This is a genomic window from Nocardia sp. CA-119907, from assembly GCF_050955995.1.
Taxonomy (GTDB): Bacteria; Actinomycetota; Actinomycetes; order Mycobacteriales; family Mycobacteriaceae; genus Nocardia.
On sequence record NZ_CP192091.1, the window covers coordinates 6,414,322 to 6,436,652 of the forward strand.

At 66.6% G+C, this 22,331-nt stretch carries 24 protein-coding genes and 1 pseudogene; 15 read left to right on the forward strand and 10 right to left on the reverse strand.

The window, feature by feature from the left end:
* Positions 1-213: 213 nt before the first annotated feature.
* Positions 214-966: a DUF4145 domain-containing protein gene (locus tag ACQP2D_RS28375; RefSeq protein WP_433678974.1), complete on the forward strand. Its 753-nt coding sequence runs from the start codon at positions 214-216 to the stop codon at positions 964-966.
* Positions 967-1,020: 54 nt separating this feature from the next.
* Here the strand turns inward: ACQP2D_RS28375 and ACQP2D_RS28380 are convergent, their stop codons facing one another.
* Positions 1,021-1,176 carry a hypothetical protein gene (locus tag ACQP2D_RS28380; protein WP_433678975.1) on the reverse strand — a complete coding sequence of 52 codons (156 nt, stop codon included), beginning with the start codon at positions 1,174-1,176 and terminating at the stop codon, positions 1,021-1,023.
* A gap of 632 nt (positions 1,177-1,808) precedes the next feature.
* A complete protein-coding gene (locus ACQP2D_RS28385) occupies positions 1,809-2,813 on the reverse strand; it encodes a LacI family DNA-binding transcriptional regulator (protein WP_433678976.1) in 1,005 nt (334 codons plus the stop codon).
* A gap of 165 nt (positions 2,814-2,978) precedes the next feature.
* Here ACQP2D_RS28385 and ACQP2D_RS28390 point away from each other — a divergent pair, with 165 nt between their 5' ends.
* From ACQP2D_RS28390 to ACQP2D_RS28420, 7 genes are all read left to right on the forward strand, one after another.
* Positions 2,979-3,974 carry a sugar ABC transporter substrate-binding protein gene (locus ACQP2D_RS28390; protein ID WP_433678977.1) on the forward strand — a complete coding sequence of 332 codons (996 nt, stop codon included), beginning with the start codon at positions 2,979-2,981 and terminating at the stop codon, positions 3,972-3,974.
* Positions 3,971-4,939, forward strand: coding sequence for an ABC transporter permease (locus ACQP2D_RS28395; RefSeq protein ID WP_433678978.1), 969 nt, complete (start codon positions 3,971-3,973; stop codon positions 4,937-4,939). Before ACQP2D_RS28390 ends, ACQP2D_RS28395 begins: the two co-directional genes overlap by 4 nt.
* Before the next feature lie 9 nt (positions 4,940-4,948).
* Positions 4,949-5,719, forward strand: coding sequence for an ATP-binding cassette domain-containing protein (locus ACQP2D_RS28400; RefSeq protein WP_433678979.1), 771 nt, complete (start codon positions 4,949-4,951; stop codon positions 5,717-5,719).
* A complete protein-coding gene (locus tag ACQP2D_RS28405; RefSeq protein WP_433678980.1) occupies positions 5,716-6,660 on the forward strand; it encodes a ribokinase in 945 nt (314 codons plus the stop codon). The genes ACQP2D_RS28400 and ACQP2D_RS28405 overlap by 4 nt, the downstream gene beginning before the upstream one ends.
* 33 nt (positions 6,661-6,693) lie before the next feature.
* Positions 6,694-7,083, forward strand: a complete 390-nt coding sequence (gene rbsD / locus ACQP2D_RS28410; protein ID WP_433678981.1) for a D-ribose pyranase — start codon at positions 6,694-6,696, stop codon at positions 7,081-7,083.
* 206 nt (positions 7,084-7,289) lie between these two features.
* Positions 7,290-8,684 (forward strand): amidase, encoded by a 1,395-nt coding sequence (locus tag ACQP2D_RS28415; protein WP_433678982.1) that lies wholly within the window; start codon positions 7,290-7,292, stop codon positions 8,682-8,684.
* A 62-nt stretch (positions 8,685-8,746) separates the two neighbouring features.
* Positions 8,747-9,316 carry a DJ-1/PfpI family protein gene (locus ACQP2D_RS28420; RefSeq protein ID WP_433678983.1) on the forward strand — a complete coding sequence of 190 codons (570 nt, stop codon included), beginning with the start codon at positions 8,747-8,749 and terminating at the stop codon, positions 9,314-9,316.
* Between the two features lie 258 nt (positions 9,317-9,574).
* Here the strand turns inward: ACQP2D_RS28420 and ACQP2D_RS28425 are convergent, their stop codons facing one another.
* Entirely contained in the window at positions 9,575-10,117 is a 543-nt protein-coding gene (locus ACQP2D_RS28425; protein WP_433678984.1) for an EamA family transporter, read from the reverse strand.
* A gap of 55 nt (positions 10,118-10,172) precedes the next feature.
* Positions 10,173-10,505, reverse strand: a pseudogene (locus tag ACQP2D_RS28430) (hypothetical protein); the annotation flags it as partial.
* A 278-nt stretch (positions 10,506-10,783) separates the two neighbouring features.
* On the opposite strand from ACQP2D_RS28430, the gene ACQP2D_RS28435 reads away from it, so the two are divergent.
* The gene (locus tag ACQP2D_RS28435; RefSeq protein ID WP_433685789.1) at positions 10,784-11,296 is read left to right on the forward strand and encodes an Lrp/AsnC family transcriptional regulator; all 513 of its coding nucleotides are present in this window, start codon (positions 10,784-10,786) and stop codon (positions 11,294-11,296) included.
* On the opposite strand, the gene ald is transcribed toward ACQP2D_RS28435, so the two are convergent.
* Both ald and ACQP2D_RS28445 read right to left on the reverse strand, forming a co-directional pair.
* Positions 11,293-12,399 (reverse strand): alanine dehydrogenase, encoded by a 1,107-nt coding sequence (ald, locus tag ACQP2D_RS28440; RefSeq protein WP_433678985.1) that lies wholly within the window; start codon positions 12,397-12,399, stop codon positions 11,293-11,295. The two genes, ACQP2D_RS28435 and ald, sit on opposite strands and share 4 nt — an antisense overlap.
* Positions 12,400-12,685: 286 nt before the next feature.
* Positions 12,686-13,702, reverse strand: a complete 1,017-nt coding sequence (locus ACQP2D_RS28445) for a hypothetical protein (protein ID WP_433678986.1) — start codon at positions 13,700-13,702, stop codon at positions 12,686-12,688.
* Between the two features lie 93 nt (positions 13,703-13,795).
* Between ACQP2D_RS28445 and ACQP2D_RS28450 the strand changes: the two genes are divergently transcribed.
* Entirely contained in the window at positions 13,796-14,392 is a 597-nt protein-coding gene (locus tag ACQP2D_RS28450) for a TetR/AcrR family transcriptional regulator (RefSeq protein WP_433678987.1), read from the forward strand.
* Positions 14,393-14,505: 113 nt separating this feature from the next.
* Here ACQP2D_RS28450 and ACQP2D_RS28455 read toward each other — a convergent pair whose 3' ends face one another.
* On the reverse strand, positions 14,506-15,024 hold the full coding sequence (locus ACQP2D_RS28455) for a PadR family transcriptional regulator (RefSeq protein WP_433678988.1): 519 nt from the start codon (positions 15,022-15,024) through the stop codon (positions 14,506-14,508).
* Between the two features lie 92 nt (positions 15,025-15,116).
* Here ACQP2D_RS28455 and ACQP2D_RS28460 point away from each other — a divergent pair, with 92 nt between their 5' ends.
* The gene (locus ACQP2D_RS28460; protein WP_433678989.1) at positions 15,117-15,677 is read left to right on the forward strand and encodes a hypothetical protein; all 561 of its coding nucleotides are present in this window, start codon (positions 15,117-15,119) and stop codon (positions 15,675-15,677) included.
* A gap of 26 nt (positions 15,678-15,703) precedes the next feature.
* Entirely contained in the window at positions 15,704-17,005 is a 1,302-nt protein-coding gene (locus tag ACQP2D_RS28465; RefSeq protein ID WP_433678990.1) for a carotenoid oxygenase family protein, read from the forward strand.
* Here the strand turns inward: ACQP2D_RS28465 and ACQP2D_RS28470 are convergent.
* Positions 16,952-17,602, reverse strand: coding sequence for a TetR/AcrR family transcriptional regulator (locus ACQP2D_RS28470; RefSeq protein ID WP_433678992.1), 651 nt, complete (start codon positions 17,600-17,602; stop codon positions 16,952-16,954). The genes ACQP2D_RS28465 and ACQP2D_RS28470 overlap by 54 nt on opposite strands.
* Positions 17,603-17,681: 79 nt before the next feature.
* Between ACQP2D_RS28470 and ACQP2D_RS28475 the strand changes: the two genes are divergently transcribed.
* From ACQP2D_RS28475 to ACQP2D_RS28485, 3 genes are all read left to right on the forward strand, one after another.
* Positions 17,682-18,692, forward strand: coding sequence for a GlxA family transcriptional regulator (locus ACQP2D_RS28475; RefSeq protein ID WP_433678993.1), 1,011 nt, complete (start codon positions 17,682-17,684; stop codon positions 18,690-18,692).
* A gap of 85 nt (positions 18,693-18,777) precedes the next feature.
* Positions 18,778-19,743 (forward strand): alpha/beta hydrolase, encoded by a 966-nt coding sequence (locus ACQP2D_RS28480; RefSeq protein ID WP_433678994.1) that lies wholly within the window; start codon positions 18,778-18,780, stop codon positions 19,741-19,743.
* 29 nt (positions 19,744-19,772) lie between these two features.
* Positions 19,773-20,495, forward strand: a complete 723-nt coding sequence (locus ACQP2D_RS28485) for an alpha/beta fold hydrolase (RefSeq protein ID WP_433678995.1) — start codon at positions 19,773-19,775, stop codon at positions 20,493-20,495.
* A gap of 4 nt (positions 20,496-20,499) precedes the next feature.
* Here ACQP2D_RS28485 and ACQP2D_RS28490 read toward each other — a convergent pair whose 3' ends face one another.
* Positions 20,500-21,492, reverse strand: a complete 993-nt coding sequence (locus ACQP2D_RS28490) for a quinone oxidoreductase family protein (RefSeq protein ID WP_433678996.1) — start codon at positions 21,490-21,492, stop codon at positions 20,500-20,502.
* A gap of 40 nt (positions 21,493-21,532) precedes the next feature.
* Positions 21,533-22,273 carry a PP2C family protein-serine/threonine phosphatase gene (locus ACQP2D_RS28495; protein ID WP_433678997.1) on the reverse strand — a complete coding sequence of 247 codons (741 nt, stop codon included), beginning with the start codon at positions 22,271-22,273 and terminating at the stop codon, positions 21,533-21,535.
* Positions 22,274-22,331 lie beyond the last annotated feature (58 nt).

Sequence of the window (22,331 nt, forward strand, 5' to 3'; positions counted from 1 at the left end):
CACTTCTACACAGCGCGAGAGTGTACGGGCCACACCCGACACGCACGCATACCCTGCACACACCTGTTCCGACGTGCAACCGAGCACCGCTCATCTGATCAGTGATCAGGTACTGACCGCTGCGCAGCTCGTGCGATCATTCCTTGTGCCGACGCCTCCGACGGTCCGCCGCATCGGCAGCAGCAGGTACTCGAACGTGAAACGACAGGTGGCATGCGCGCGCAAATCCGGAAACTGGCAGAACCTTTCAGCGAGCGCGACTGGCCCGCGCTGACATGCCCGACCTGTGAAGAAGGCGCACTCAACGTCGGCAAATTCATCTACGAGGACCACACAACCGAGGAAGACCCAGACCCCTACGACGGTGACCCCACCGCGCCGCAGGGATGCTTTCATGGACACTTGATCTGCAATCGCGGCCGTTGCGGCGCTTGGATACTCGTAGGCGGAACCTACGAAACCGGGTGGGAGCTGCTCATTCGAGACGGCGAGAACTTTCTCGACCTGTGGGCCATTGTGACTGTCCGTACGCTTCTGCCTGCACCGCAGATCATCGAACTCACTGCCACCGTGCCACAGCCCGTGGCTGACGAGATCCGACGGGCATCGACGCTGGTGTGGATGGATTCCCAGGCCGCTGTAGGCGCGTTGCGTTCGGCAGTCGAGCGCGTGATGGACGACCACAACATTGCCAAGGTGACGCAGAAGGGGGGCTGGATCTCCCTGGATTCGCGCCTGAAAGACTTCAAAAAGACCATGCCGAGCCCTGGCGCACTACTGGAGGCTACGAAATGGGTCGGCAACAGCGGTGTTCATGATCCCAGAAAGATAACCACTCGGGAAGCTCTCAAGACCGCAGAGATGATCGAGGTCGCACTCCACGAGATCTACCCGCGAGACGACAATGCGATCCGAGAGCACGCGGCTCAGATCAATCTCAACAAGGGGTTAGTGAGGCCCGAATGATGCTGCCTCGCAGCCTTGATGGTTCCGCATGGCCTCCCAGCGCAACCTCGGGATCTAACCGTCGTACTGCTCCAGCGACCAGACACGCGAACCGAGCTGCTGCGCCGACATTTGCGACACGCTCAACCCGGACGCGCGTAGCAGGCCCTCAAGACGCTCGTGACGCTCTTTCGCACGTTGCGCGATCATGCCGTCGCGTCGCTCGGTCACGAGACGTCAGCACGTCTACCGGCAACCCGTCATCCTCCCGAATGCGTGGGCGTGGCGAGGGCTTCGGTCGCACGGGTTCCCGTGCCTTGCGGATGTCACTCCGAACAAGGCGATTGCCTTTGTAGCCCATTACCTCTCGTATCTCGTCCACACCCAACCCGCTTTCGCGCAGCCGAAGGGCTTCCGCGCGGCGCTTCCTGACGTCGAACCAATCAGCGCGTGCGGCTGTGGCTTCCATATCTGTTCCTCCTGTAGATACGGCGAAGCCCCGTGACAGGCAAGGGGAAACAAACCCGTCACGGGCTATGGGCGGAGTGTCACGGGGGCAGTCGAGCACTCCGGGTCTATTGGGCCTTGTCACGCGCGTTGGCGTTCCCCTGCGAACGTGGCCCCGTGCGCGGCGTCACGGAGCCACAGCCTTACACCTTGTTGGACAGCACTTCTCGCAGGTTGTGGGCGGTGCTCGTTCCCGGCCTCTTTCTAAATGCCTCCTGAGCCTCCTTGCGCTCCCGAGCCTCACACTCTGCAGCCTCGCGTGCGTCAGACAACGCCTGAACCGTACAACAGCGGCGGACAACAATTCCGACGTTGACGCCAGAGATTCCGCAGGCAAGGCGGGCAAGCACAAGGCTTCAGAACTCGTCAGGGCACCCGCACGAACCTCGGGTGTGCAGCACCGCCTCGAGATTCACCACCCCCGGCCGGACGGTGTGGTCCTCGATCTGTTGGAGCAGCAGATCGACCGCGGTCTCACCCATGCGCCGAGTGGGCTGCACCATGGTCGTCAGGCCGGGCCGTGTATAGCGGGAGTATTCGATGCCGTCGAAGGCGACCACGGCGAGGTCGTCGGGTACCCGCAGTCCGGCATCGTAGGCCGCGCGCAGCATACCCATCGCCTGGAGGTCGCTGGTCACGAAAACCGCGGTGGGGCGGCGCGCGTCGGCCATCAGTTCGGCGAGTGCACGGTAGCCGGCGGCGCCGCCGAAATCCGTTCGCACGATGCGTCCTTCGGCGAGTCCGGCGGCCGCGAGCGCATTGCGGTAGCCCTGTACGCGGTCCTCGGCGGTGGACACGTGTGGGCCGCTGAGGCAGGCGATATCCCGGTGTCCATGCTCGATGAGATGCGCAACGGCCTGCTCCGCGCCCGCGACCGAATCGCACATCACATGCGCGCAGCGCGCCGGATCGATGACACGGTCCAGCGCGACGAGCACCATTCCGGCCTCCTCGCAGGCGTCGGCGACACCGGTCTCCCACGACGACGAAATCGCGAGCAGCCCTTCGACTCTGCGATCGATGAAGGTGCGCACGTAGGCGCGTTCGCGTTCCTGGTCCCCGGCGGCATTGCCGACGAACAGCGGATACCCCCGCGCGAAGGCGGCCGCCTCGATGACCGCGGACAGTTCGGCGAAGAACGGGTTGGCCCCGTCGGGGATCACCATGCCCAGCGCATGCCCGCGGTTCATGCGCAGGCTGCGCGCGGACATATTGGGCCGGTAGCCGAGTTGGGCGATGGCGGCCTCGATGCGCGCCTTCGTCGCGGGCGCGACCTGCCGCGGGCCCCCATTGAGCACATAGCTCACCAGCGCCGGTGACGTACCCGCCAGCCGCGCCACGTCGGCTCGTGTGACTGCCATCCGAAACCTCTCCTCGCTCCGACCGTCCATCCAAGCACTCCGCACAACTACTTGACAGCCGGTGACTCGGGTCACACACTACTCATCAACTCGCGTTGATCAACACGAGTTGATACCTGAGACGGATAGGTCGAACTCACGATGAATGCTCGATTCAGGCGTGCAATGGCGCCGCTTGTCCTCATCGGCGCGCTCGCCGCCGCTGCCTGCGGTCGCGGTGGCCAGGACGCGGGTGACGGCGATTTCAAGATCGCGATCGTCACCCGGAACTTCACCAACCCCTACTGGGCGGCCCTGCGCGACGGCGCCCTCGCGGAGGGGCAGCGGCTCGGGGTGAAGGTCACGGTGCAGGCCGGGCAGTCCGAGACGGACGCCGACGGTGAGAACGCCCAGATCTCCACGCTGGCCGCGCGGGGCTATGACTGCTTCGGCGTGGTGCCGGTCAACGCCACGAATGTGATCACGCCGCTGACGCCGGTGGCGCGCAAGAATATTCCGATCCTCAACCTCGACACCCAGATCGACGCGAAGGCCTCCGAGCAGGCCGGGGTGTCCTATGCGAGCTTCATCGGTTCGGACAATCTCGATGCGGGCCGGATCGCCGGTCAGCGGATGCTCGACGCGCTCGGCGGCACCGGGAAGGTCGCCATCCTGCAGGGCATCGCGGGCGAGCAGAACGGCATCAATCGCGATAAGGGCTTCACCGATGCCGTCACCGGCAAGCTGGACATCGTCCAGAAGGCGCCCGCCGACTACGAACAAGACAAGGGTCTGCAGGTCACCGAGGCGATCCTCAAGGCGCACCCGGAGATCACCGGCATCTTCGCCGCCAACGACACCATGGGCCTCGGCGCCGCGCAGGCGATCAAGAACGCGGGCAAGACCGGCCAGATCAAGGTGATCTCCGTCGACGGCATCCAGGCCGCACTCGACGCGGTGAAGGCGGGCACTCTGACCGGCACGGTGACCCAATACCCGTATGCGGAAGGACAACTCGCGGTCCAGAGCTGCCTGGCGCGGCACCAGGGCAAGGCGTTGCCCGAACGCGTGGTCTCCCCCATCGCCTTCATCGGCAAGGACAATGTCGATCAGCAGATCTCCGCGTTCCCGCGTCCGATCGTCGCATTCGACAACCCAGTGGAAGGGCTGCTGAACAAGTGACAGCCCAGGCACCCGCCGAGCTCCGTGCGCGTGAGGGGCGTACGGAAATCCTCGCCAAGGTCGCCGAATTCGCGGCACCGCTGGCCCTGGTCGTGCTGTGGGTGGCGTTCTTCATCGCCACCCCGGACTTCCTGACGGCGGACAATATCGGCGACCTGCTGGTCGCCTCGACGATCCTGACGGTGCTGGCGCTCGGCCAGCAGTTCGCGATCACCGTGGGCGGTATCGATCTGTCGGTCGGCGCCAATCTCCCTTGGGCGGCAGCCGTTCTGGGCTACCTGGCCAGCCACGGCTACCCGATGGCGGTCGCCATCGCGGGGGCGATCCTCAGCGGGCTGGCAGTCGGCGTCGTCAACGGTGTGCTCATCGGCCGACTGCATATGACCGACTTCGTGGTCACGCTCGGCATGCTGAGTGTGCTCAACGGCATCACGCTGCTGCTGACGCACGGCAATACCGAGGCCGTGAGTTCCCACTTCCTGCAACGGCTCGCACTCGACGGCATCGGACCGGTGCGCTGGTTCTGGCTGCTGGCACTGGTGGCGGCGCTCGTGGTGGCCGGGATCATCTTCCGCACCCGGATCGGCACCCACCTGCTCGCCACCGGCGGGCGACTCGAGGCCGCGCGCGACACCGGTATCTCGGTGAACCGGATCCGGCTGTTCGCCTATGCCATGTCCGGATTGCTGTGCGGCATAGCCGGTGTCATGCTGGTCGCCCGCAATGGCGGCGCGGATCCGTCACTGCAAACCACCTATCTGCTGAGCTCGATCGCCGCGGTGGTGCTCGGCGGTTCGTCGCTGTCGGGCGGCAAGGCGTCGGTGCTCGGTACCGTCTGCGGTGCGGTGCTGTTCACCTCGCTGATCAACGGGTTCACCATTCTCGGCATCTCGCAGTACTACCAGCCGGTCGCCGTCGGCGCGGTGCTGCTGCTGGCCGCCGGGATCGCCCGGTTCCGAAAGTAGGTCCAGAACATGACGATTCCACTACTCGAGGCGCGCGAACTCACCAAATCGTTCGATTCGGTCCGCGCGCTCGCCGGAGTCTCGCTGACGATTCCGGAGGGTGAGGTCACCGCTCTGGTCGGCGATAACGGCGCGGGAAAGTCGACCTTGGTGCGCTGCCTCACCGGCGTGCAGACGCCGGATACCGGGCACATCCTGTTCAAGGGCGAGCCGGTGCGTCTGCGTTCGCCCGAGGACGCGCGCAAGATGGGCATCGAGACCGTGTATCAGGATCTCGCCCTCATCGACGATCTCGCGGTGTGGCAGAACCTATTTCTCAACCGGGAGTTGGTGTATCCGCTCGGCATCGTCAACCGCAGGGCGATGATCGCCCGCAGCGGCGAGATCCTGCGCGACCTGGATGTCGATGTGCCCTCGGTGCGTACCACCGTGCGCAGGATGAGCGGCGGCCAACGCCAGAGCATCGCCATCGCCCGCGCGGTGGCCTGGGGCAAATCCATGGTGATCATGGACGAGCCGACCGCCGCGCTCGGCGTGCGGGAGACCGCGGCGGTCGAGAAGCTGGTGCGCGGCCTGCGCGAGCGCGGCATCACCGTCCTGATCATCAGCCACGACCTGGCACAGGTCATGCGGATCTGCGATAACGTCGTGGTGCTGCGGCGCGGCAGATCCGTTGCCGCACACCGGATCGACGAGGTGGACGGCGACCGGATGGTCGCGCTGATCACCGGCGCCGCACCCGGCAATCTGGAGGTCACCGAGACCGGAGCCGAGTCGTGACGGTAGTCGTCCTCGGATCGGTCAACCAGGACATCGTGTGCGAGGTGGAACGGCTGCCCCACCCGGGCGAAACCGTGCTGGCACTGCGCTCACGAACCAACTTGGGCGGCAAGGGTTCCAATCAGGCCGTCGCGGCGGCCCGATCCGGTGGCAGCGTCGAATTCATTGCCAGGATCGGCCGCGATGCCGATCCCGAGCTACGGAAATCGTTGCGCGACTATGGTGTTGGACTGTCCGCTCTCCGCGAGGTCGAGGACGCGCGGACCGGCACGGCCTATATCACCGTCGCCGACGGCGAGAACCAGATCGTGGTCGACTCCGGTGCCAACTTCCGTTGGGAAGCCGACCCCGAACTCGACGCCATGGACGAGGCCGAACTGCTGCGGTCGGCGGATGTCGTTGTCGCACAGTTGGAGGTGCCGCCGCGCGTGGTCGCCTGGGCGGCGCGGCACGCCCGCCGGTTCGTCCTCAACGCCGCACCGGCGACGGCGCTGCCGGATGAACTGCTGCTGCGCTGCCATCCGCTGGTCGTCAACGAATCCGAACTCTCGGCATTGACCGGGACCACCGCACGGACACCCGAGCAGGCGTTCCACCTGGCCCGCTCGCTGTGTCTGCGCGGGGTGGCGTCCGTCGTCGCCACCCTGGGCGCCGCCGGCTCGGTCTGGGCCCACCGCTGCGATGTGCCGGCACCGGTCGCCGGCGGATATCAGCCTGCGCCACCGGTGAATTCGGTGGACTCGACCGGTGCGGGCGACGCCTTCGTCGGTGCACTGGCCACCGCACTCGCCGAGGGTAGACAACTGGGCGCCGCCGTGGCCTATGCCACCGCGGCCGGGGCGCTCGCCGTGCAGGCACCGGGAACCCACGCCTCCTACCCCACCGCGGACCAGATCGGCACCGCGCTCGCGACCATCCCCGCGGCCCGACCACTCGTCTGACCCGGGCACCCCCTTCGAGAAGGATTCGAAACCTTGCGCACCAGCGGACTCATACACGCCGAATTGCTCTCGGCGCTCACGGCATTGCGCCACACCGACCTCTTCGCCGTCAGCGACTCCGGTCTGCCGACACCTGTCGGCGTGCCGGTCATCGACCTGGGCATCAGCTACGGATTCCCCCGGTTCGAGCCCATCCTCGACCTGATCCTCGACGAAGTCACCATCGAGGCCGCCTGGGGCAGCCGCGACGTCGCGGAGCGGAATCCGGACGCCGCGACGCTGCTCAGCCACCGCCTGAACGCGGAGTTGATCGACCACGACGACTTCAAACAGCGCATCGGGGCCTGCCGGTTCGTGGTGCGCACCGGCGAGGCCCGGCCCTACGCCAATGTGCTGCTCCGGGCCGGGGTGCCGTGGCTGTAGCGCTGCCGCTGCGCATCGGCGGAGAATTGATACCGGCGATATTGAACCGGGCGGCTGCGACCCGCGTATCGATTGCGGAATGGTCGGTTGGCTAACTACTGTCGGGTGCTCGGATCAATGACTGATTCCGCAGGTCACGCCTGTCGGGCGGCTGCTCGCAGCTCGCTCGGAACAACACGGCACGTGGGTCGGGAGGAGCGGTAGAGATGGACCTTCGTGAGGTCGTCGCCTCGGGTGTGCGGGAACAGCGCGACCTGCTCGAACAAGGTGCGCTATCGGCCCGCGAACTGATCGAAGCGACCCTCGACGGGATCGAACAGGCGGGCGACCTCAACGCCTTCACCACGGTGCTGCACGAACAGGCCATCGCCGAAGCCATCGAACGGGATCAGGCGCGCGCCGCGGGCGCAGACCTCGGGCCGTTACACGGCATCCCGATCGCGGTGAAGGACGAAATCGACGTCGCGGGGGCCGTGACCACCTTCGGCACTCGCGCCAACACCATCCCGGCGACCGCCGATGCCGAAGTGGTTCGGCGCTTGCGGGCGGCGGGCGCGGTCATTGTCGGCAAGACCACCATGCCGGAATTCGGTCAATGGCCCTACACCGAATCCAGCACCTACGGACTGACCCTCAATCCGTGGGATCGGACCCGTTCGGCCGGCGGCTCCAGTGGCGGCTCCGCCGCCGCGGTGGCGGCCGGTCTGGTGCCGGTCGCACTCGGCGGTGACGGCGGCGGCTCGATCCGGATCCCGTCGGCCTGCTGCGGGCTCTTCGGCCTCAAAACCCAGCGCGGACGGGTGCCGACCGCACCATACCCACATCTGTGGTGGGCGCTCGGCGTGCTCGGCCCGCTGACGCGCGGCGTCCAGGATTCCGCGATCGTCTACGACGTGATCCGTGGCAGCACGCCGGTCGACCGGTTCCGGGCCCCCGATCCGGTGCTGTCGTTCGAGGAGGCGACGCGGCGCACCCTCACCGGACTGCGCATCGGCTACAGCACGAAATCGCCGACGATGCTGGCCCGACCCGATCCGGAACATGTGCGCGCGGTACACGACACCGCCGAACTCCTCACCCAACTCGGCCATACGGTCATCGAGGTCAACCCGCGCTACCCCGACTTCACCTTCGCCTTCTACCCACAGTTCTACGGCGGTGTGCGCGCCGAGTTCCCGTTCATCGACCATCCGGAACGGCTCGAACGCCGCACCCGCCAGACCGCGGTACTCGGTGCGTGGGCGCGGCAGCCGGTCGTCGAGTGGGCCATACGCCGCGGCGAGACGGCGGCCCGCAAGGCCGATCGCATCTTCGACCAGTGCGATCTGCTGCTGACCCCGACCATCGCGCACCGCCCGCCCCGGGTCGGCGTCCTCGACGGTGCGAATTCCATCCGGGCACAGCTCGCCTCGGTTCCCATGGTCGCCTACACCGGACTGTGGAATGCGACCGGACATCCGGCCGCCTCGCTGCCAGCGGGCGTCGCGACCGACGGCCTCCCGCTGGCGGTGCAGTTGGTCGGACCGGCCAATGGCGAGCCGACGATCCTGTCGGTGGCCGCGCAACTCGAACAGGCCCGGCCGCATCCGCGCCCGGTTTAAACGCGAAAGCCCCTGGGCGCAGGGGCGATGGCCGATAAAATTCGCCCCGGAGGTGATGTGCCGTGACAAGCGTGTTGCTGATCACCGGAGACGCGGCCGAAGACCTGGAAGTCATGTACCCGTACCAGCGGCTGCTCGAGGAGGGGTACGAGGTCCACGTGGCCGCCCCCACCGTCAAGAAGTTGCAGTTCGTCGTGCACGATTTCGTCGACGGCTTCGATACCTATACCGAGAAGGCCGGGCACACCTGGCCCGCCGATATCGCGCTGGCCGATGTGGACCCGAGCCGATACGCGGCACTGGTGCTGCCGGGCGGGCGCGCCCCGGAATATCTGCGTGGCAATGCGGAATGCCGCAGAGTCGTCCAGCATTTCGTCGACGAGGACAAACCGATCGCGGCGCTGTGCCACGGTCCGTTGATCCTCATCGCCGTCGGCGCACTCGAGGGCCGCTCGTCGAGTGCCTACCCGGCATTGGCGCCCGACCTGAATGCCGTTGGCGCGCAATGGGAGGACAGCCCCGCCCATGTCGACGGCAATATCGTGACGGGCCGGGCCTGGCCCGACCACCCGCTGTGGATGCGGGCATTCATAGAGGTGCTACGCGCCAAAGCGCCCGCACCAGCCGAGTAGCGCCCGCGCTGTTCGCCGAGGCCTGGCGCGAAGCGCCACTCCGCACTACTATCGCGTGTAGTAGACACAGGGTCTCCGCCGAGTCCGTGGCGAGAGGACCACCACCGCCGAAGCGCGCCTGCCCTTGGCCGCCGCATGGTTCACCCGCGTGCTCGCGAAACCGGTGATCCTGTATGCCTTCGGTAAGGTGCTCGACGCCGCCGAATCCGCACTGGCCCAAGGGAATCGGTAGCGCGAAACGGCGGCGTCGGGCACCCGTCAGCGCCGGTCGCGCCCGCCGAGTGTCAGGAATGCGAGCCCGAGTGCCAGCACGGCCAGCCCGCACCACGACACGATCGGCAATCGCTCACCGACGACGGCCACTCCGAGCACCGCCGCCACGGCGGGCTCGGCCAGCGTCAATGTCGTCGCGACCTGCGCAGTCGTATGCCGCAGCCCATAGCCGAACAGGCGATAGGCGACGCACGTGGTGAACACCGCGAGATGCGCCGCCACCGCGATGCCGCGCCCCGAATGCAACCACGTTGTGTCGGCGCCCAACACGACCGGCAGCACCAGCACCCCGGCGATGCCGAACATCGTGCCCAGCACCGCATTCGATGAATGACCGTGTGCGATGAGCCGGCCACCGATGAGCGAGTAGACGGCGTAGGTGAGTCCCCCGAAGGCGGCGAGCACGATGCCGAGCGGGTCCACGGGCGCGCTCGCACCCGTCAGTTCGGGACCGAGTACGAGCACCGCACAGCCGAGCACCGCCGCCGCGGTGGCACCGACCCAGCGTCCGCTCGGCCTGCCCTGCAACCCAGGCCAATAGCCCCGCGAAAACCGGCGCGCTGCCGAGCGCGATCACCGTGGCAACGGCCACCCCCGTGCGCGCAACGGCCGGATAGAAGGTGACCGGATACCCCGCCACCGCCAGCGCACCGACGACAACCAGCCACCACTCGCCGCGCGTGCACACCAAACGCGTAGCGCCAGCGGACAAATACAACAACAGCCCGCCGAGCACCAACCCGGCCGACCCGATCGCCGCCGCGGGCGCACCCGCGGGCGCCAGCGAACTGGTGGTCCCGGTGGTCCCCCACAACACCGCCGCGACCAGGATGGGCACCGGCCCACTCAACGGCGATCGCGCCCGAACACCCGAACGCTCAACTACCACAACAGATTTGGAATCAGACAAGGCCATGCACTTCCGTCATCGAATTCGACAGGGATTCGAAACGGGCGCACGACACAACCCCCGAGGCTGCCTACAGAGTCAGCCGGGACCGCGAGTTCAAAGATTCAGCAGGTGCGCCCGATCAGGCGCACGGCGGCGGCGTAACAGCGTGCCAGTAGATGTCCACGCGCAGATCCTATCGCCACGGCCGGATCGGGCTCACACAGGTGCATGATCGCCGAAGATATGTTTCCGGGCCTGTCCTACGTCGAAGGATCTTCGATAGGGTTGGGCCCGTGAGGAAGATCGATTCACCGATAGGTCCGGCCGCCGCTGTCCGGAATCCGCCTCGACCCGCCGTTGCGCTCGACGATATCGACCGGATCCTGCTCGATCAGCTCGCACGCGACGGGCGGATGACCAATAGCGCGCTCGCCGATGTCGCGGGCATCGCACCCTCGACGTGTCTGGGGCGGGTGCGGTCACTGGTGGAACGCGGCGTGATCCGCGGATTCCACGCCGATATCGACCCGGCCGCACTCGGCCGGAATCTGCAGGCCATGATCGCGGTCCGGGTACACGCCAACGCACGTCCGCACCTCGCCGAATTCGGCGAACAACTGGCCGATCTCGACGAGGTGCTCAACGTCTACTTCATCGCGGGCGCCGACGACTATCTGATCCATGTCGCCACGGCCGACTCCGAGGGACTACGGGTCTTCGTATTGGAACATCTGAGCGCACATCCCGCCGTCGCCTCGACCGAGACGATCCTCATCTTCGAGCATGTGCGGCCCAGAACCCGTCCGATTCCCTAGGCGGCGAGCGTTTCGGCCGCGTAATTATGCGCGGCCGCAACGGATTCGGACAGCAGCTGGCCGCGGTGCGTACTCAGACCGGCGGCCAACCCCCGATCCGCGGCGACCGCATCGCGCCAGCCGTGCTCGGCCAGCGAAATCGCATACGGCAGTGTGGCATTGGTGAGCGCGACGGTCGATGTATACGGCACCGCGCCGGGCATATTGGCAACGCAGTAGAAGACCGAATTGTGCACCCGGTAGGTCGGCTCGGCATGGGTGGTCGGGCGCGAGTCCTCGAAGCAGCCGCCCTGATCGATGGCGATGTCGACCAGTACCGAACCCGGCTTCATCTGCGCGACAAGGTCATTGGAGACCAGGGTGGGCGCCTTCGCACCGGGCACCAGCACTGCGCCGATCACCAGATCGGCCTCGCGGACCAGGCTCTCCACCTCGAAGCTATTGGAGATGATGGTGCGCACCTGCCCCCGGTACTGCTCGTCCAGGGCGCGCAGGCGCGCGATGTTCAGGTCGAGCACGGTCACCTCCGCGTGCATACCGACCGCGACGGCGATCGCATTGCTGCCCGAAACACCACCGCCGAGCACGACCACCTTGGCCGGACGCGCACCGGGCACACCACCCATCAGCACACCGCGGCCACCGCCGCTGCGCATCAGGTGATACGCACCCGCCTGCGGCGCCAGCCGTCCCGCGACCTCACTCATCGGCGCGAGCAGCGGCAGCGATCCGTCCTTGCCGGTCACGGTCTCGTAGGCGATCGAGGTGATGCCCGAGTTCAGCAGCGCATCGGTGCATTCCTTGGACGCCGCCAGATGCAGGTAGGTGAACAGCAGCTGCCCCGCACGCATCCGCGAGTATTCCTCGGCCACCGGCTCTTTCACCTTGAGCACCATATCCGCGGTAGCCCAGACTTCATCGGCGCTGTCCAGCACCCGCGCCCCGACGGCCGCGTAGGCCATATCCTCGAAGGCCGACCCCTGCCCCGCCCCGGCCTCGATGTACACCTCGTGCCCGCGCGCGACCAGCTCGTGCGCTCCCGCTGGTGTACACGCGACCCGGTACTCGTGGTTTTTGACCTCGCGGGGAATTCCGATCTTCATCAAGACTCCTGTACGTCGATCCGACGGATTGGCGACATGTGACCTGTTCGATCACCTCAGTGTGAGTATGAAGATCCTGCAAGATCAGATCCATATCAGTGAAGATAGTTCTCAGATCAAACGAAGAACCATCCTGATATTCAGATTTCCGAACTCTCCGACCAGCCCATCCGAAACATATTCGGCCGGCACGTCGGCTACCAACGTTCGCCCGGTTCGGTGGCACCTAGGGCGGGGTGGTGCGAGTTGATCCAATGGCGGACCGAAGACTGGAGGCCGAGGCCGGTCAGCGGACCCGGTTCGCCAACGCCGAGAAGGCCAGCTTCGGTTCCCAGGTCTTGGCCGCGCCGTCGACACTGTCGAAGACCTTCACGAGCCCGCCGCTGGCCAGGTCGAGGTCCAGGGTCGGATTGTCGCGGTGGATGAGGTCAGGCCGGGCGAAGCAGTACCAGAAGGCGGTCTCGATGCCGACTTCGTCCAGGATGTCCAGCATTTCGAGCAGGTGGGCGGCCTGGGCCTGCTCGTCGCGCTCGTATACACCGTCGAGGCGCAGCGGGGTGGCGGTGTGCGGGTCCCATTGCAGGATATCCGCGCCGCGATCAGCCTTGTCGGCCGCGCCGCGGTAGGTGACGCAGCCGAATTCGGTGATGGCCACTGGTTTTCCGAGTTTCGCGCCCTCGGCGACGTAGGTGCGCATGAGGTCCGGGTACCGGCCTGCCAGCGCGGCCGAACGGTATCCGGCATCGGTGGCGAGGATATCGAACAGTTCCCAGTTCACCCGTTCGAAGGGCAGGCAGCAGTAAGTGAGCGTGCCGCGGAAGCGGGCTCGTGCGATCTCGGCCGCGCGGCCGAGGAATTCGTTGAATCGGGTCGACACTTCCGCCATGGCCGCCTGGCCCGCGGGGGTGGCCAGAGCGGCGGCCCGCTGCTCGAAATCGTCGCCGGGGAAGAAGCCGTCCACGAACAGGCTCAGCTCGGAGCCGACGGCCAGCACCACATTCGCACCCTGAATCCGCAGGCGTTCGGCGAACTCCGCGATATCCGCGACCAGTTCGAGCAGTTCGTCCTGGGTGACGCCGTTGACGAACGGGCAGATCCATACCTCCAGACCGACGTCCGCGGCCAGCGCGGCCGCCTGCTTCAAACGCTGCACGTAGCCGCCGGTGATACGCACGGCGTCACAGTGCAGATCGTCATGGATCGCTCGCATATCCCGCAGCACCGCGTCCGGATCGAACGGTTCGTGCGTGCTGTTGCCGCGATTGATGAAGCCGGTGTCGTAGCACACTCCGATGGCGCGCATCTGTCCCTCCTCGGTCGTTAAGGTACGTTAAGTACCTTAATTTGAACCATAGCGAGGCCTACCGCACCATCGCAAGGTACGCTCAGTACCGTTATGACCGACAGCAAGCGACCGCCCCGCCGCCGCGGCGTCGAACTCGAACAGGCCATCCTGCGCGCGGCCGTGGACGAACTCCTGGAATCCGGCTACCCGGGCATGACCATGGACACCGTCGCCAAACGCGCGGGCACCAACAAGAACGCCATCTACCGCCGCTGGCCCAATCGGGTAGCCCTCGGGATCGCCGCCTACAAACAGCTGACCGCCACGGCACTCGACCTTCCCGATACCGGCGACCTGCGCACGGACGCCCTGGAGTTATTGCGGCGCGCCAACTCTCACCTCGCCTCCCCGCTCGGCGAGATCCTGCGCAGCCTCCTCGCCGAGCTCGCGCACGAACCGGGGCGGCTCGCCCAGTTACGCGAACAAGCCGGGGACGCTGGAGCGGGGCCTTGGCTCACCATCCTCGACCGGGCCATCGCACGCGGGCAGGCGCCTGCGACCGCACGTCATCCGCGCGTCGCCGCGGTCCCTATCGACCTGCTGCGCAATGAATTCGTCACGCGCGGCGTGCCCACCGTGCCCGACGAGGTCCTGGTCGACATCGTGGACAGGGTGTACCTACCGCTGATGCGCGGCTACGATTCCTGAAAGCTGTTCCGACACAACCGAGTCGAGAGACGGGGTCGCTCCACAACGAACGCCGAGAACGCTCGAGCCGACCCGGACAGCAGTCCGACCGGCGAACGTTCATGGTCAACGCACTAGCGCTCCGGTATCTGGGTCAGCGCCCACTCGGCCCACTCCCGCTTCATCGCATGGAAGCGCTTGCCCCACTCCATCGCGATGCGGCCGTAGACGGACAGGTCGTCATCGTCCCAGTCGATAGATGCCTCGAGTGCGGCCAGTTCGGCCGCGTCCTTCGTGCTCGCGGTTTCTATATCGGACAGATAGTCGCGGGCGTAGGCGGGGGGAACCACACCGAGAAAGAAGACGCGCAGCAGCGTTTCATTGCGGGCCGACCGTTTCGGCTTGGTCGTGGTGAGCCACTCGCGCAGATCCGCCAGGCCCGCGTCGGTGATCGTGTACTCCTTGCGGCCGCGCGGACCCTCATCCGACACGGCGATCGCACCCGCGTCAGCGAGCTTGGTGAGCTCGGTATAGATCTGGCTCTGCGTAGCGGGCCAGACATTGGCCAGCGACACCTTGAAGCGCTGCACCAGGTCATAGCCGCTGGCCGGGCGATCGGATAACAGTCCGAGCAGCGCATACCGAAGACTCATGCCATCACCCTACCTTCCACTATTGACATGTCGATAGAGCAGACTCTAATTTGGACATGTCAAAACTGGAATGTCACCGAGGAGCCTTCGAAATGTCGTACCTGCGCACCTTCGCCCCCTGGATCGTCTTCGCAGTGATCCCGTCGCAGTACTGGCAGTGGGCCGCGCTGGCGGCCTTCGGCGTTTCGGTCCTCGGCATCGCCCAGCAGATCCGGGCGGGTCAACACATCGAAGCCCTGATCATCGACATCGGTTCCGTCGCCTTCTTCGCGGCGCTGACCGTGCTCGCCTTCGCCGATCCGGACAGCGCACTGCACCCCTACACCCCCGCACTGTCCTCGGGCGTGCTCGCCCTGGTCGCGGGCGCGTCACTGGCCGTGCGCGTGCCGTTCACGCTGCCGATCGCCAAACAGACCACGCCGCAGGAGCTTTGGGATCACCCCGCCTTCATCCGCACCAGCTATGTCATCACCTCGGTATGGACCGCGAGTTTCGTCATCGGCTGCATTGCGCTGACCGCGCTCGCGCACTCCTCCTCGGGTCTGCGCACCACCGCGCAGGTGTTGGCCTTCGTCCTCCCGGTGATCTTCACCATCCGCTACGTCGCCCACATCCAGGCGAAGGCGAACGCGTTCAACGAGTCCGCATCCTGAAATCCCCCACCAGATCGGCACTTATCATGACCACCTCGGTTCCACACCTCACCGGCAACTACGCCCCCGTCACCGAAGAGCTCACCGCCTACGAATTGCCCGTCACCGGAACGATTCCCGCTGAATTGACCGGCTGGTATCTGCGCAATGGCCCGAATCCGCATGCCGCCGCCTCCGCGCACTGGTTCCTCGGCGATGGCATGGTGCACGGCGTACGGCTCGAGCGCGGACGTGCGGTGTCCTATCGCAATCGGTGGGTCCGCACCTCCACCTTCACCGACGGCGCACAGGTCCGCGATGCCGACGGCACTCTCGATCTGACGGCAGGACTTGCCAATACCCACGTCATCCGGCACGCCGGACGCACTCTGGCACTGGTCGAATCCTCATATCCCTACGAATTGACCCGCGAGCTGGACACCGTCGGCCCCTACGATTTCGACGGCACACTGCGCACCGCCATGACCGCGCATCCGAAGACCTGCCCGACCACCGGCGAATTGCACTTCTTCGGCTACGACGTCGCTGAGCCCTATCTGACCTACCACCGCGCCGACGCCGCGGGCAATCTGCTGCTCAGCCGCCCCATCGAGGTGCCGGCCGCGACCATGCACCACGACTTCAACCTGACTGCCGACCATGTCGTATTCATGGACCTGCCAGTGGTTTTCGATCTCGAGACGGCGCAATCCGGTGCGGGCATGCCCTTTCGGTGGCGTGCGGACTACCCGGCCAGGCTCGGGGTACTGCGCCGCGATGACCCGCACGGCGCGGTCCGGTGGTTCCCGATCGAACCGTGCTATGTCTTCCACACACTCAACGCACACGACGAGCCGGGCCGGATCGTGCTGCACGTGATGCGCTATCCCACTCTGTGGCGCCAGGATTCGCACGACGACGAGCGCGCCACGCTCTGGCGCTGGACCATCGATCTGACCACCGGCACCGTCGCCGAGGAACAGCTCGACGACCGCGACGCCGAATTCCCGCGCGTCGACGACCGGCTCACCGGGCTGGACACCCGCTTCGGCCACGCCACCGTATTCGGCGACAGCGGCGCACTGATCCGCTACGACCTGCATACCGGCACCAGCACCGCCCACGAATTCGGCCCCGGCCGCATCCCCGCCGAGGCCGCCTTCGCACCCGCGAACGAACACCCCGGCGGCGACGGCTATCTCATGACCTACGTCTACAACGCCGATACCGACCGTAGCGACCTCGTCATCCTGGACGCCACCGAGCTGGCCGCCACACCGGTCGCCACCATTCACCTACCCAGCCGAGTGCCCTACGGCTTCCACGGAAACTGGCTCGCCGACCGCTAGCGGCGCATCGGCCCAGGCGGACGGCAGCGCGTCACAGGAGACGTCGGCGATATCGCGCAGCCGGGCCGCCGGAATGTCCAGCCGACTGAGTTGGATCAACCCCTGGGCCACCACCACGATATTGGCGCTGAGCGCGGAGAGATCGCGCTCATCGCCGCCGAGCAGCATCGCCGTGCGCAGGCGCGCGGCGACACCGTCCTCCATCGCGTCGGTGCAGCGCGTACTGATCGCGACCACCTCGGGCATTCGCGTCCCGAGCTGCGCGATGCTGTTGAGCATCAGGCACCCCCGCCGGTCCGGTTGGGAGGCGCAGTCATCGATGATCGCCCGCAGCAGCGACCGGACCGCGCTGCGGGCGGATCCGGGCGCGGACCGGATCACGTCGCGGACGAACTGCGCGCGGTGTTCGCAATAGCGCTCGAACGCGGCCAGGAACAGCCCCTTCTTGCTGCCGTAGGCGGCGTAGATGCTGCCGTTTCCGACACCGGTCACCGCCGACACATCCTCGATCGAAGTGCTGTCGAACCCCTTCGCCCAGAACAGCTCCGTCGCGGCATCGAGCAGGTCCGATTCATCGAACCGTCGCGAACGTCCCATTCGCTCACGCTACCAACGCGGACGAGAGATCGCGCACCCCGCTTGATTCTGGAGGCATGACTCCATAATAATGGTGGATATGTCCTCCAACTCAACGATTCCATCCCGCCGACGGGTGGGCATTCTGCTCTTCGATGGTGTGAAGATGCTCGACTTCGTAGGGCCCGCAGAGGTTTTCGTGGAGGCGAATCAGGCTGGGTGCGATTACGAGGTGGTACTGGTCTCCGCCGACGGCCGGGATGTGCAGACCTCCATCGGCGCCCGCGTCGCCGTGGCGTGCGCCGCCGCGGACGCCGGGCGCTTCGACACCGTGGTGATCCCCGGTAGCGAACTGCCACCGGCGAAGTTCGTGACCCCCGAGGTATTGACCGCCGCCCGTCAGCTGGCCGCCAACACCCGCCGCCTGGCATCCATCTGCAGCGGTGCGTTCGTGTTGGCGTATCTCGGACGCCTCGATGGCAGGAGCGCGACGACGCACTGGAAATTCGCGAAGGATCTGGCGCGCCAATTCCCGAAGGCCCAGGTCGAGCCGGATGCCATCTTCGTGCGCGACGGAAACCTCTACAGCTCCGCGGGTGTGGCGGCCGGGATGGATCTCGCGCTGGCGCTGGTCGAAGCCGACCACGGCGCCGATATCGCCCGGTCGGTCGCCCAGTTGCTGGTCATCTACATGCAACGGGCGGGCGGTCAATCGCAGTTCTCGGCGGCGCTGCGCGCTCCGGTGCCGCGCAGCCCGCTGGTACGCACGGTCGCGGATCTGATCTGTGCCGATCCCAGCCATCCGCATACCGTCCAGACCCTCGCCACGCACGCCCGGGTCAGCCCACGGCATTTGACGCGGTTGTTCCGCGCCGAATTGGAGAGCTCGCCCGCCGAATACGTCGCCTTCATTCGGTTCGGTCTGGCCCGGGACAAGCTGCACGCCGGGTACAGTGTGACCGAGGCGGCAATGGCCGCCGGGTACGGCAGCAGCGAAGCCATGCGCCGTGCATTCATTGCGCGCCTTGGTATTTCGCCGAGCAAGTATCAGCAGCGCTTCCGCTCGACGGGTTCGACCGCGCTGCTGGAGGACGTCACGGCCGCGTCCTGATCAGGGGGATTTGTGGCCCGCACAGCGGGGCGGACCGGTCCGCCGCTGCCGAAGACTGAACGCACCCACACAGAAAGGCACGATGATGGCAGGAAACCCCCTCCGTATCTCGCTGGAGCAGGCGGCGCAGGAGTTCGTCGACGCGACCTCCGAGCCGCCGTTCCTCTACCAGCTCAGCCCGGAAGAGGGGCGCAAGGCCGTCGACGGTGTGCAGGACAGCCCCATCGCGAAGCCGGAAATCGATGAGGAGTGGATCACCGTCGAGGGCGGACCAACCGGCTCGGTACGGGTGCGCATCGTCAAGCCGAAGGGCTCGACCGGCGTGCTCCCGGTGATCATCTACACCCACGGCGCGGGGTGGGTATTCGGCGACGCGCACACCCACGACCGCCTGGTGCGCGACCTGGCCGTCGGGGTGGACGCGGCCGTCGTATTTCCCGAATACGACCGTTCGCCAGAGGTGCGCTACCCGGTCGCGAACGAGCAGTCCTACCGAGTCGCGCAATGGGTCACCACCTCCGGTGCAGCGCACGGTCTGGACTCATCGCGGATCGCCATCGCGGGCGATTCGGTCGGCGGCAATATGGCCATCGCGCTGACCCTCATGGCGAAAGAGCGCGGCGATGTCTCATTCCGCCAGCAGGTGCTGTTCTACCCGGTGACCGACGCCAATTTCGATACCGGTTCCTACCAGAAGTTCGCCGAGGGCTACTTCCTGACGCGCGAAGGTATGCGCTGGTTCTGGGATCAGTACACCACCAGCGAAGAGGACCGCGCGCAGATCACCGCCTCGCCGTTGCGGGCCAGCACCGAGCAGTTGGCCGGGCTGCCCCCGGCACTGGTCATCACCGGCGAGGCCGATGTGCTCCGGGACGAGGGCGAAGCGTTCGCGGGCAAGCTGCGCGCGGCGGGAGTACCCGTCACGCAGGTGCGCTACGGGGCGATCATCCACGATTTCGTGATGGTCAACGCCCTGCACGACACCCATGCCGCCAAAGCCGCTGTCGCACAAGCCGTCTCCGTGCTGAAGGCAGCGCTTTACACCGCGTGATCCACCCCCGACCCGAAGGAAATCCACTCTTGAGCACCGCCGAATCTGCTGCACCGACCGTCGTCTTGGTGCACGGTGCCTTCGCCGACTCGTCCAGTTGGAACGCGGTCGTCGAACAGCTACTGCGGCAAGGACTTTCCGTTGTCGCCGCCGCGAACCCGTTGCGCGGCCTCGACAGTGACGCCGCCTACGTGGCCGCCGTGCTGCGCGGTATCGAGGGACCGATCGTGCTGGTCGGCCACTCCTACGGCGGCAGTGTGATCACCGTGGCGGCGGAGTCGAATCCGAATATCAAGGCACTGGTCTATATCGCCGCGTTCATTCCCGACCGCGGCGAGAGCGCGCTCGAGCTGACCGACAAGTTCCCCGGCTCGACCTTGGGGCCGACCACAAGGCCGGCGTCATATCCGCTGCCCGACGGCAGCGCGGGCACCGAACTGGCCATTGACCAGGAGGAGTTCCACCAGCAGTTCGCCGCCGATGTGCCCGCGCCGACCGCGCGACTGATGGCCGTGACGCAGCGGCCGGTCGCGCTCACCGCACTCGAGGAACCGGCGACCGCGACACCGTGGCGGTCGGTTCCGTCATTCGCACTGCTGGCCACCGCGGACAAGAACATCCCGATCGAGGCCCAGCGGTTCATGGCCGAACGGGCGGGCGCGCGCACAATCGAGGTCGCGGCCTCGCACGCGGTCGCCGTATCGGTGCCCGAGGCGGTGAGCGAACTGATCCTGGCGGCGGTGCAGAGCTGACCCGTCAGCCGTTCACCGCGAGGACCAGCTTGCCGGTCGAGGTGCGCCCGCCCATCAGGCGGTGCGCCTCGGCGGCTTCGGCCAGCGGGAACTCCGCGGTGATCGGCAGCTCCACCTGCCCCGTCGTGACCAGACGGAAGGCGCGATCGGCGATCTCGCGCAACACCTTCGGCGCATCGGCGGTGAGTCCGAGAATCGAGAAGCCGGAGATCGACAGTCCGCGTGGGTAGAGCTCGGGCTGGCCGATCTGCCAGCCCGGCTCACCACTGGCATTGCCGTAGGAGATCAGCCGACCGAACATGGCCAGGGATTCCAGACCGCGCCGCAAGGTCTGGCCGCCGACCGGATCGAGCACGATATCGACACCGCGGCCATTGGTCGCCTCCTGCACGTCCGCGGTGAAGGTCTCGGCCAAGAAGGCATCGTCGTAGCCGAGCTTGCGCGCGTATTCAGCCTTGGCCTCGCTGGAGACCACGCCGTACACCGCGCCCGCGCCCGCGAGCTTGGCCACCTGGCCCACCACGGTGCCCACTCCACCCGCAGCGGCCTGCACCAGGACGGTCTCCCCCGGCTGCAGTTTGCCGATGGTGTTCACCAGCGCATAGGCGGTCGGCAATACCGTGGGAAGCGTTGCGGCCGTGCGCAAGTCGACACCGTCGGGCACCGGGAACACCGTCGCGGCGTGCACCACGGCGACCTCGGCGTACGCGCCGCCCTCGGTGATCGCCGCCACCGACTGCCCCACGGCCAGCCCGTCCACACCCGCGCCGAGCGCGCGCACCCGCCCCGAGAGCTCCAGTCCCGGCACGAACGGCAGCTCCGTGACCCGATATCCCACCGAACGCGCCTGCAGATCGGCGAAGTTCACCCCGACGTACGCGATATCGATCGCGACCTCACCGGGCCCCGGATCCGGAGCATCGAGCTCCACCGCACGCAACACCTCAGGTCCGCCCAGTTCACTGATCTGAATCGCCCGCATAACCCCAAACTCCACTCGGCACACTGTGTCGAATCAGTTCTAGCAGGAAAGGCGGCTACCGGCAGTCCACCACGAGTGCGGTCGTATTGTCGGTGCTCCCGGCCTGTAATGCGCTGTTCACCAACGCTTCCGCGATGCTGCCCGAGCTCCCGTCGGCGGCGAGCATTGTTTTGATCTCGACCATGTCGAGTCGCTTGTGCACGCCGTCGGTGCTCAAGAGCAGTCGGCCCCGGCTGGATCCGGTGCAAGCGCGCCCGATGGCGGCCGGGCGTACGGTACGCGCCGAGGTGGTTACGAGATGGTCCATCCGCCCCGACGGGGCGATGCCCTTCGCGCGCATGAATTCGGCGACGGTGTGGTCGGTGGTGATCTGGTGCAGCACCCGGCCGTTCCAGCGGTAGGCGCGAGTGTCGCCGACCCACGCGATATCGCACGGTCCGTCGGGTCGTCCGGCGGCCGGCAGCACCGCGACCACGAGCACACAGTCGGCCTGCTGCTCCGGGAACTGGCGCAGCAATTCCTGCTGGGCCGCGAACACGCCGGCCACTGCACCGCCGCGCGCCCCCATTCTGGCGGCGACCGAGGCGGCCGTGCGTGCGGCCCGAGCCGCGAGTAGGTTGTCACCGATACCGTCGGCCACGACGAAGGCGGCGCGGCCGACGATCGGGTCGGTATAGGTGGCGTAGGCGTCGGCATTGAGTGAACGCCGCCCCCTCCTGCTCACTCCACCGGGGGTGATGCCGCCGGGCCGTGGGCTCTCGGGCCGGACGATCGCGATCGAAGCGGTTGTCTGCAAGGTCTGTCCTCCTCGGGCTGGACCTGCCCCATGCTGCCGATCCGCACACCTGTCGTTA

Coding starts and splice junctions, on each gene's coding strand:
- ACQP2D_RS28375 (WP_433678974.1), top strand. CDS start 214: ATGCGCGCGCAAATCCGGAAACTGGCAGAACCTTTCAGCGAGCGCGAC.
- ACQP2D_RS28385 (WP_433678976.1), bottom strand. CDS start 2,813: ATGGCAGTCACACGAGCCGACGTGGCGCGGCTGGCGGGTACGTCACCG.
- ACQP2D_RS28390 (WP_433678977.1), top strand. CDS start 2,979: ATGGCGCCGCTTGTCCTCATCGGCGCGCTCGCCGCCGCTGCCTGCGGT.
- ACQP2D_RS28400 (WP_433678979.1), top strand. CDS start 4,949: ATGACGATTCCACTACTCGAGGCGCGCGAACTCACCAAATCGTTCGAT.
- ACQP2D_RS28415 (WP_433678982.1), top strand. CDS start 7,290: ATGGACCTTCGTGAGGTCGTCGCCTCGGGTGTGCGGGAACAGCGCGAC.
- ald (WP_433678985.1), bottom strand. CDS start 12,399: ATGAAGATCGGAATTCCCCGCGAGGTCAAAAACCACGAGTACCGGGTC.
- ACQP2D_RS28445 (WP_433678986.1), bottom strand. CDS start 13,702: ATGCGCGCCATCGGAGTGTGCTACGACACCGGCTTCATCAATCGCGGC.
- ACQP2D_RS28450 (WP_433678987.1), top strand. CDS start 13,796: ATGACCGACAGCAAGCGACCGCCCCGCCGCCGCGGCGTCGAACTCGAA.
- ACQP2D_RS28455 (WP_433678988.1), bottom strand. CDS start 15,024: ATGAGTCTTCGGTATGCGCTGCTCGGACTGTTATCCGATCGCCCGGCC.
- ACQP2D_RS28460 (WP_433678989.1), top strand. CDS start 15,117: ATGTCGTACCTGCGCACCTTCGCCCCCTGGATCGTCTTCGCAGTGATC.
- ACQP2D_RS28465 (WP_433678990.1), top strand. CDS start 15,704: ATGACCACCTCGGTTCCACACCTCACCGGCAACTACGCCCCCGTCACC.
- ACQP2D_RS28470 (WP_433678992.1), bottom strand. CDS start 17,602: ATGGGACGTTCGCGACGGTTCGATGAATCGGACCTGCTCGATGCCGCG.
- ACQP2D_RS28475 (WP_433678993.1), top strand. CDS start 17,682: ATGTCCTCCAACTCAACGATTCCATCCCGCCGACGGGTGGGCATTCTG.
- ACQP2D_RS28480 (WP_433678994.1), top strand. CDS start 18,778: ATGGCAGGAAACCCCCTCCGTATCTCGCTGGAGCAGGCGGCGCAGGAG.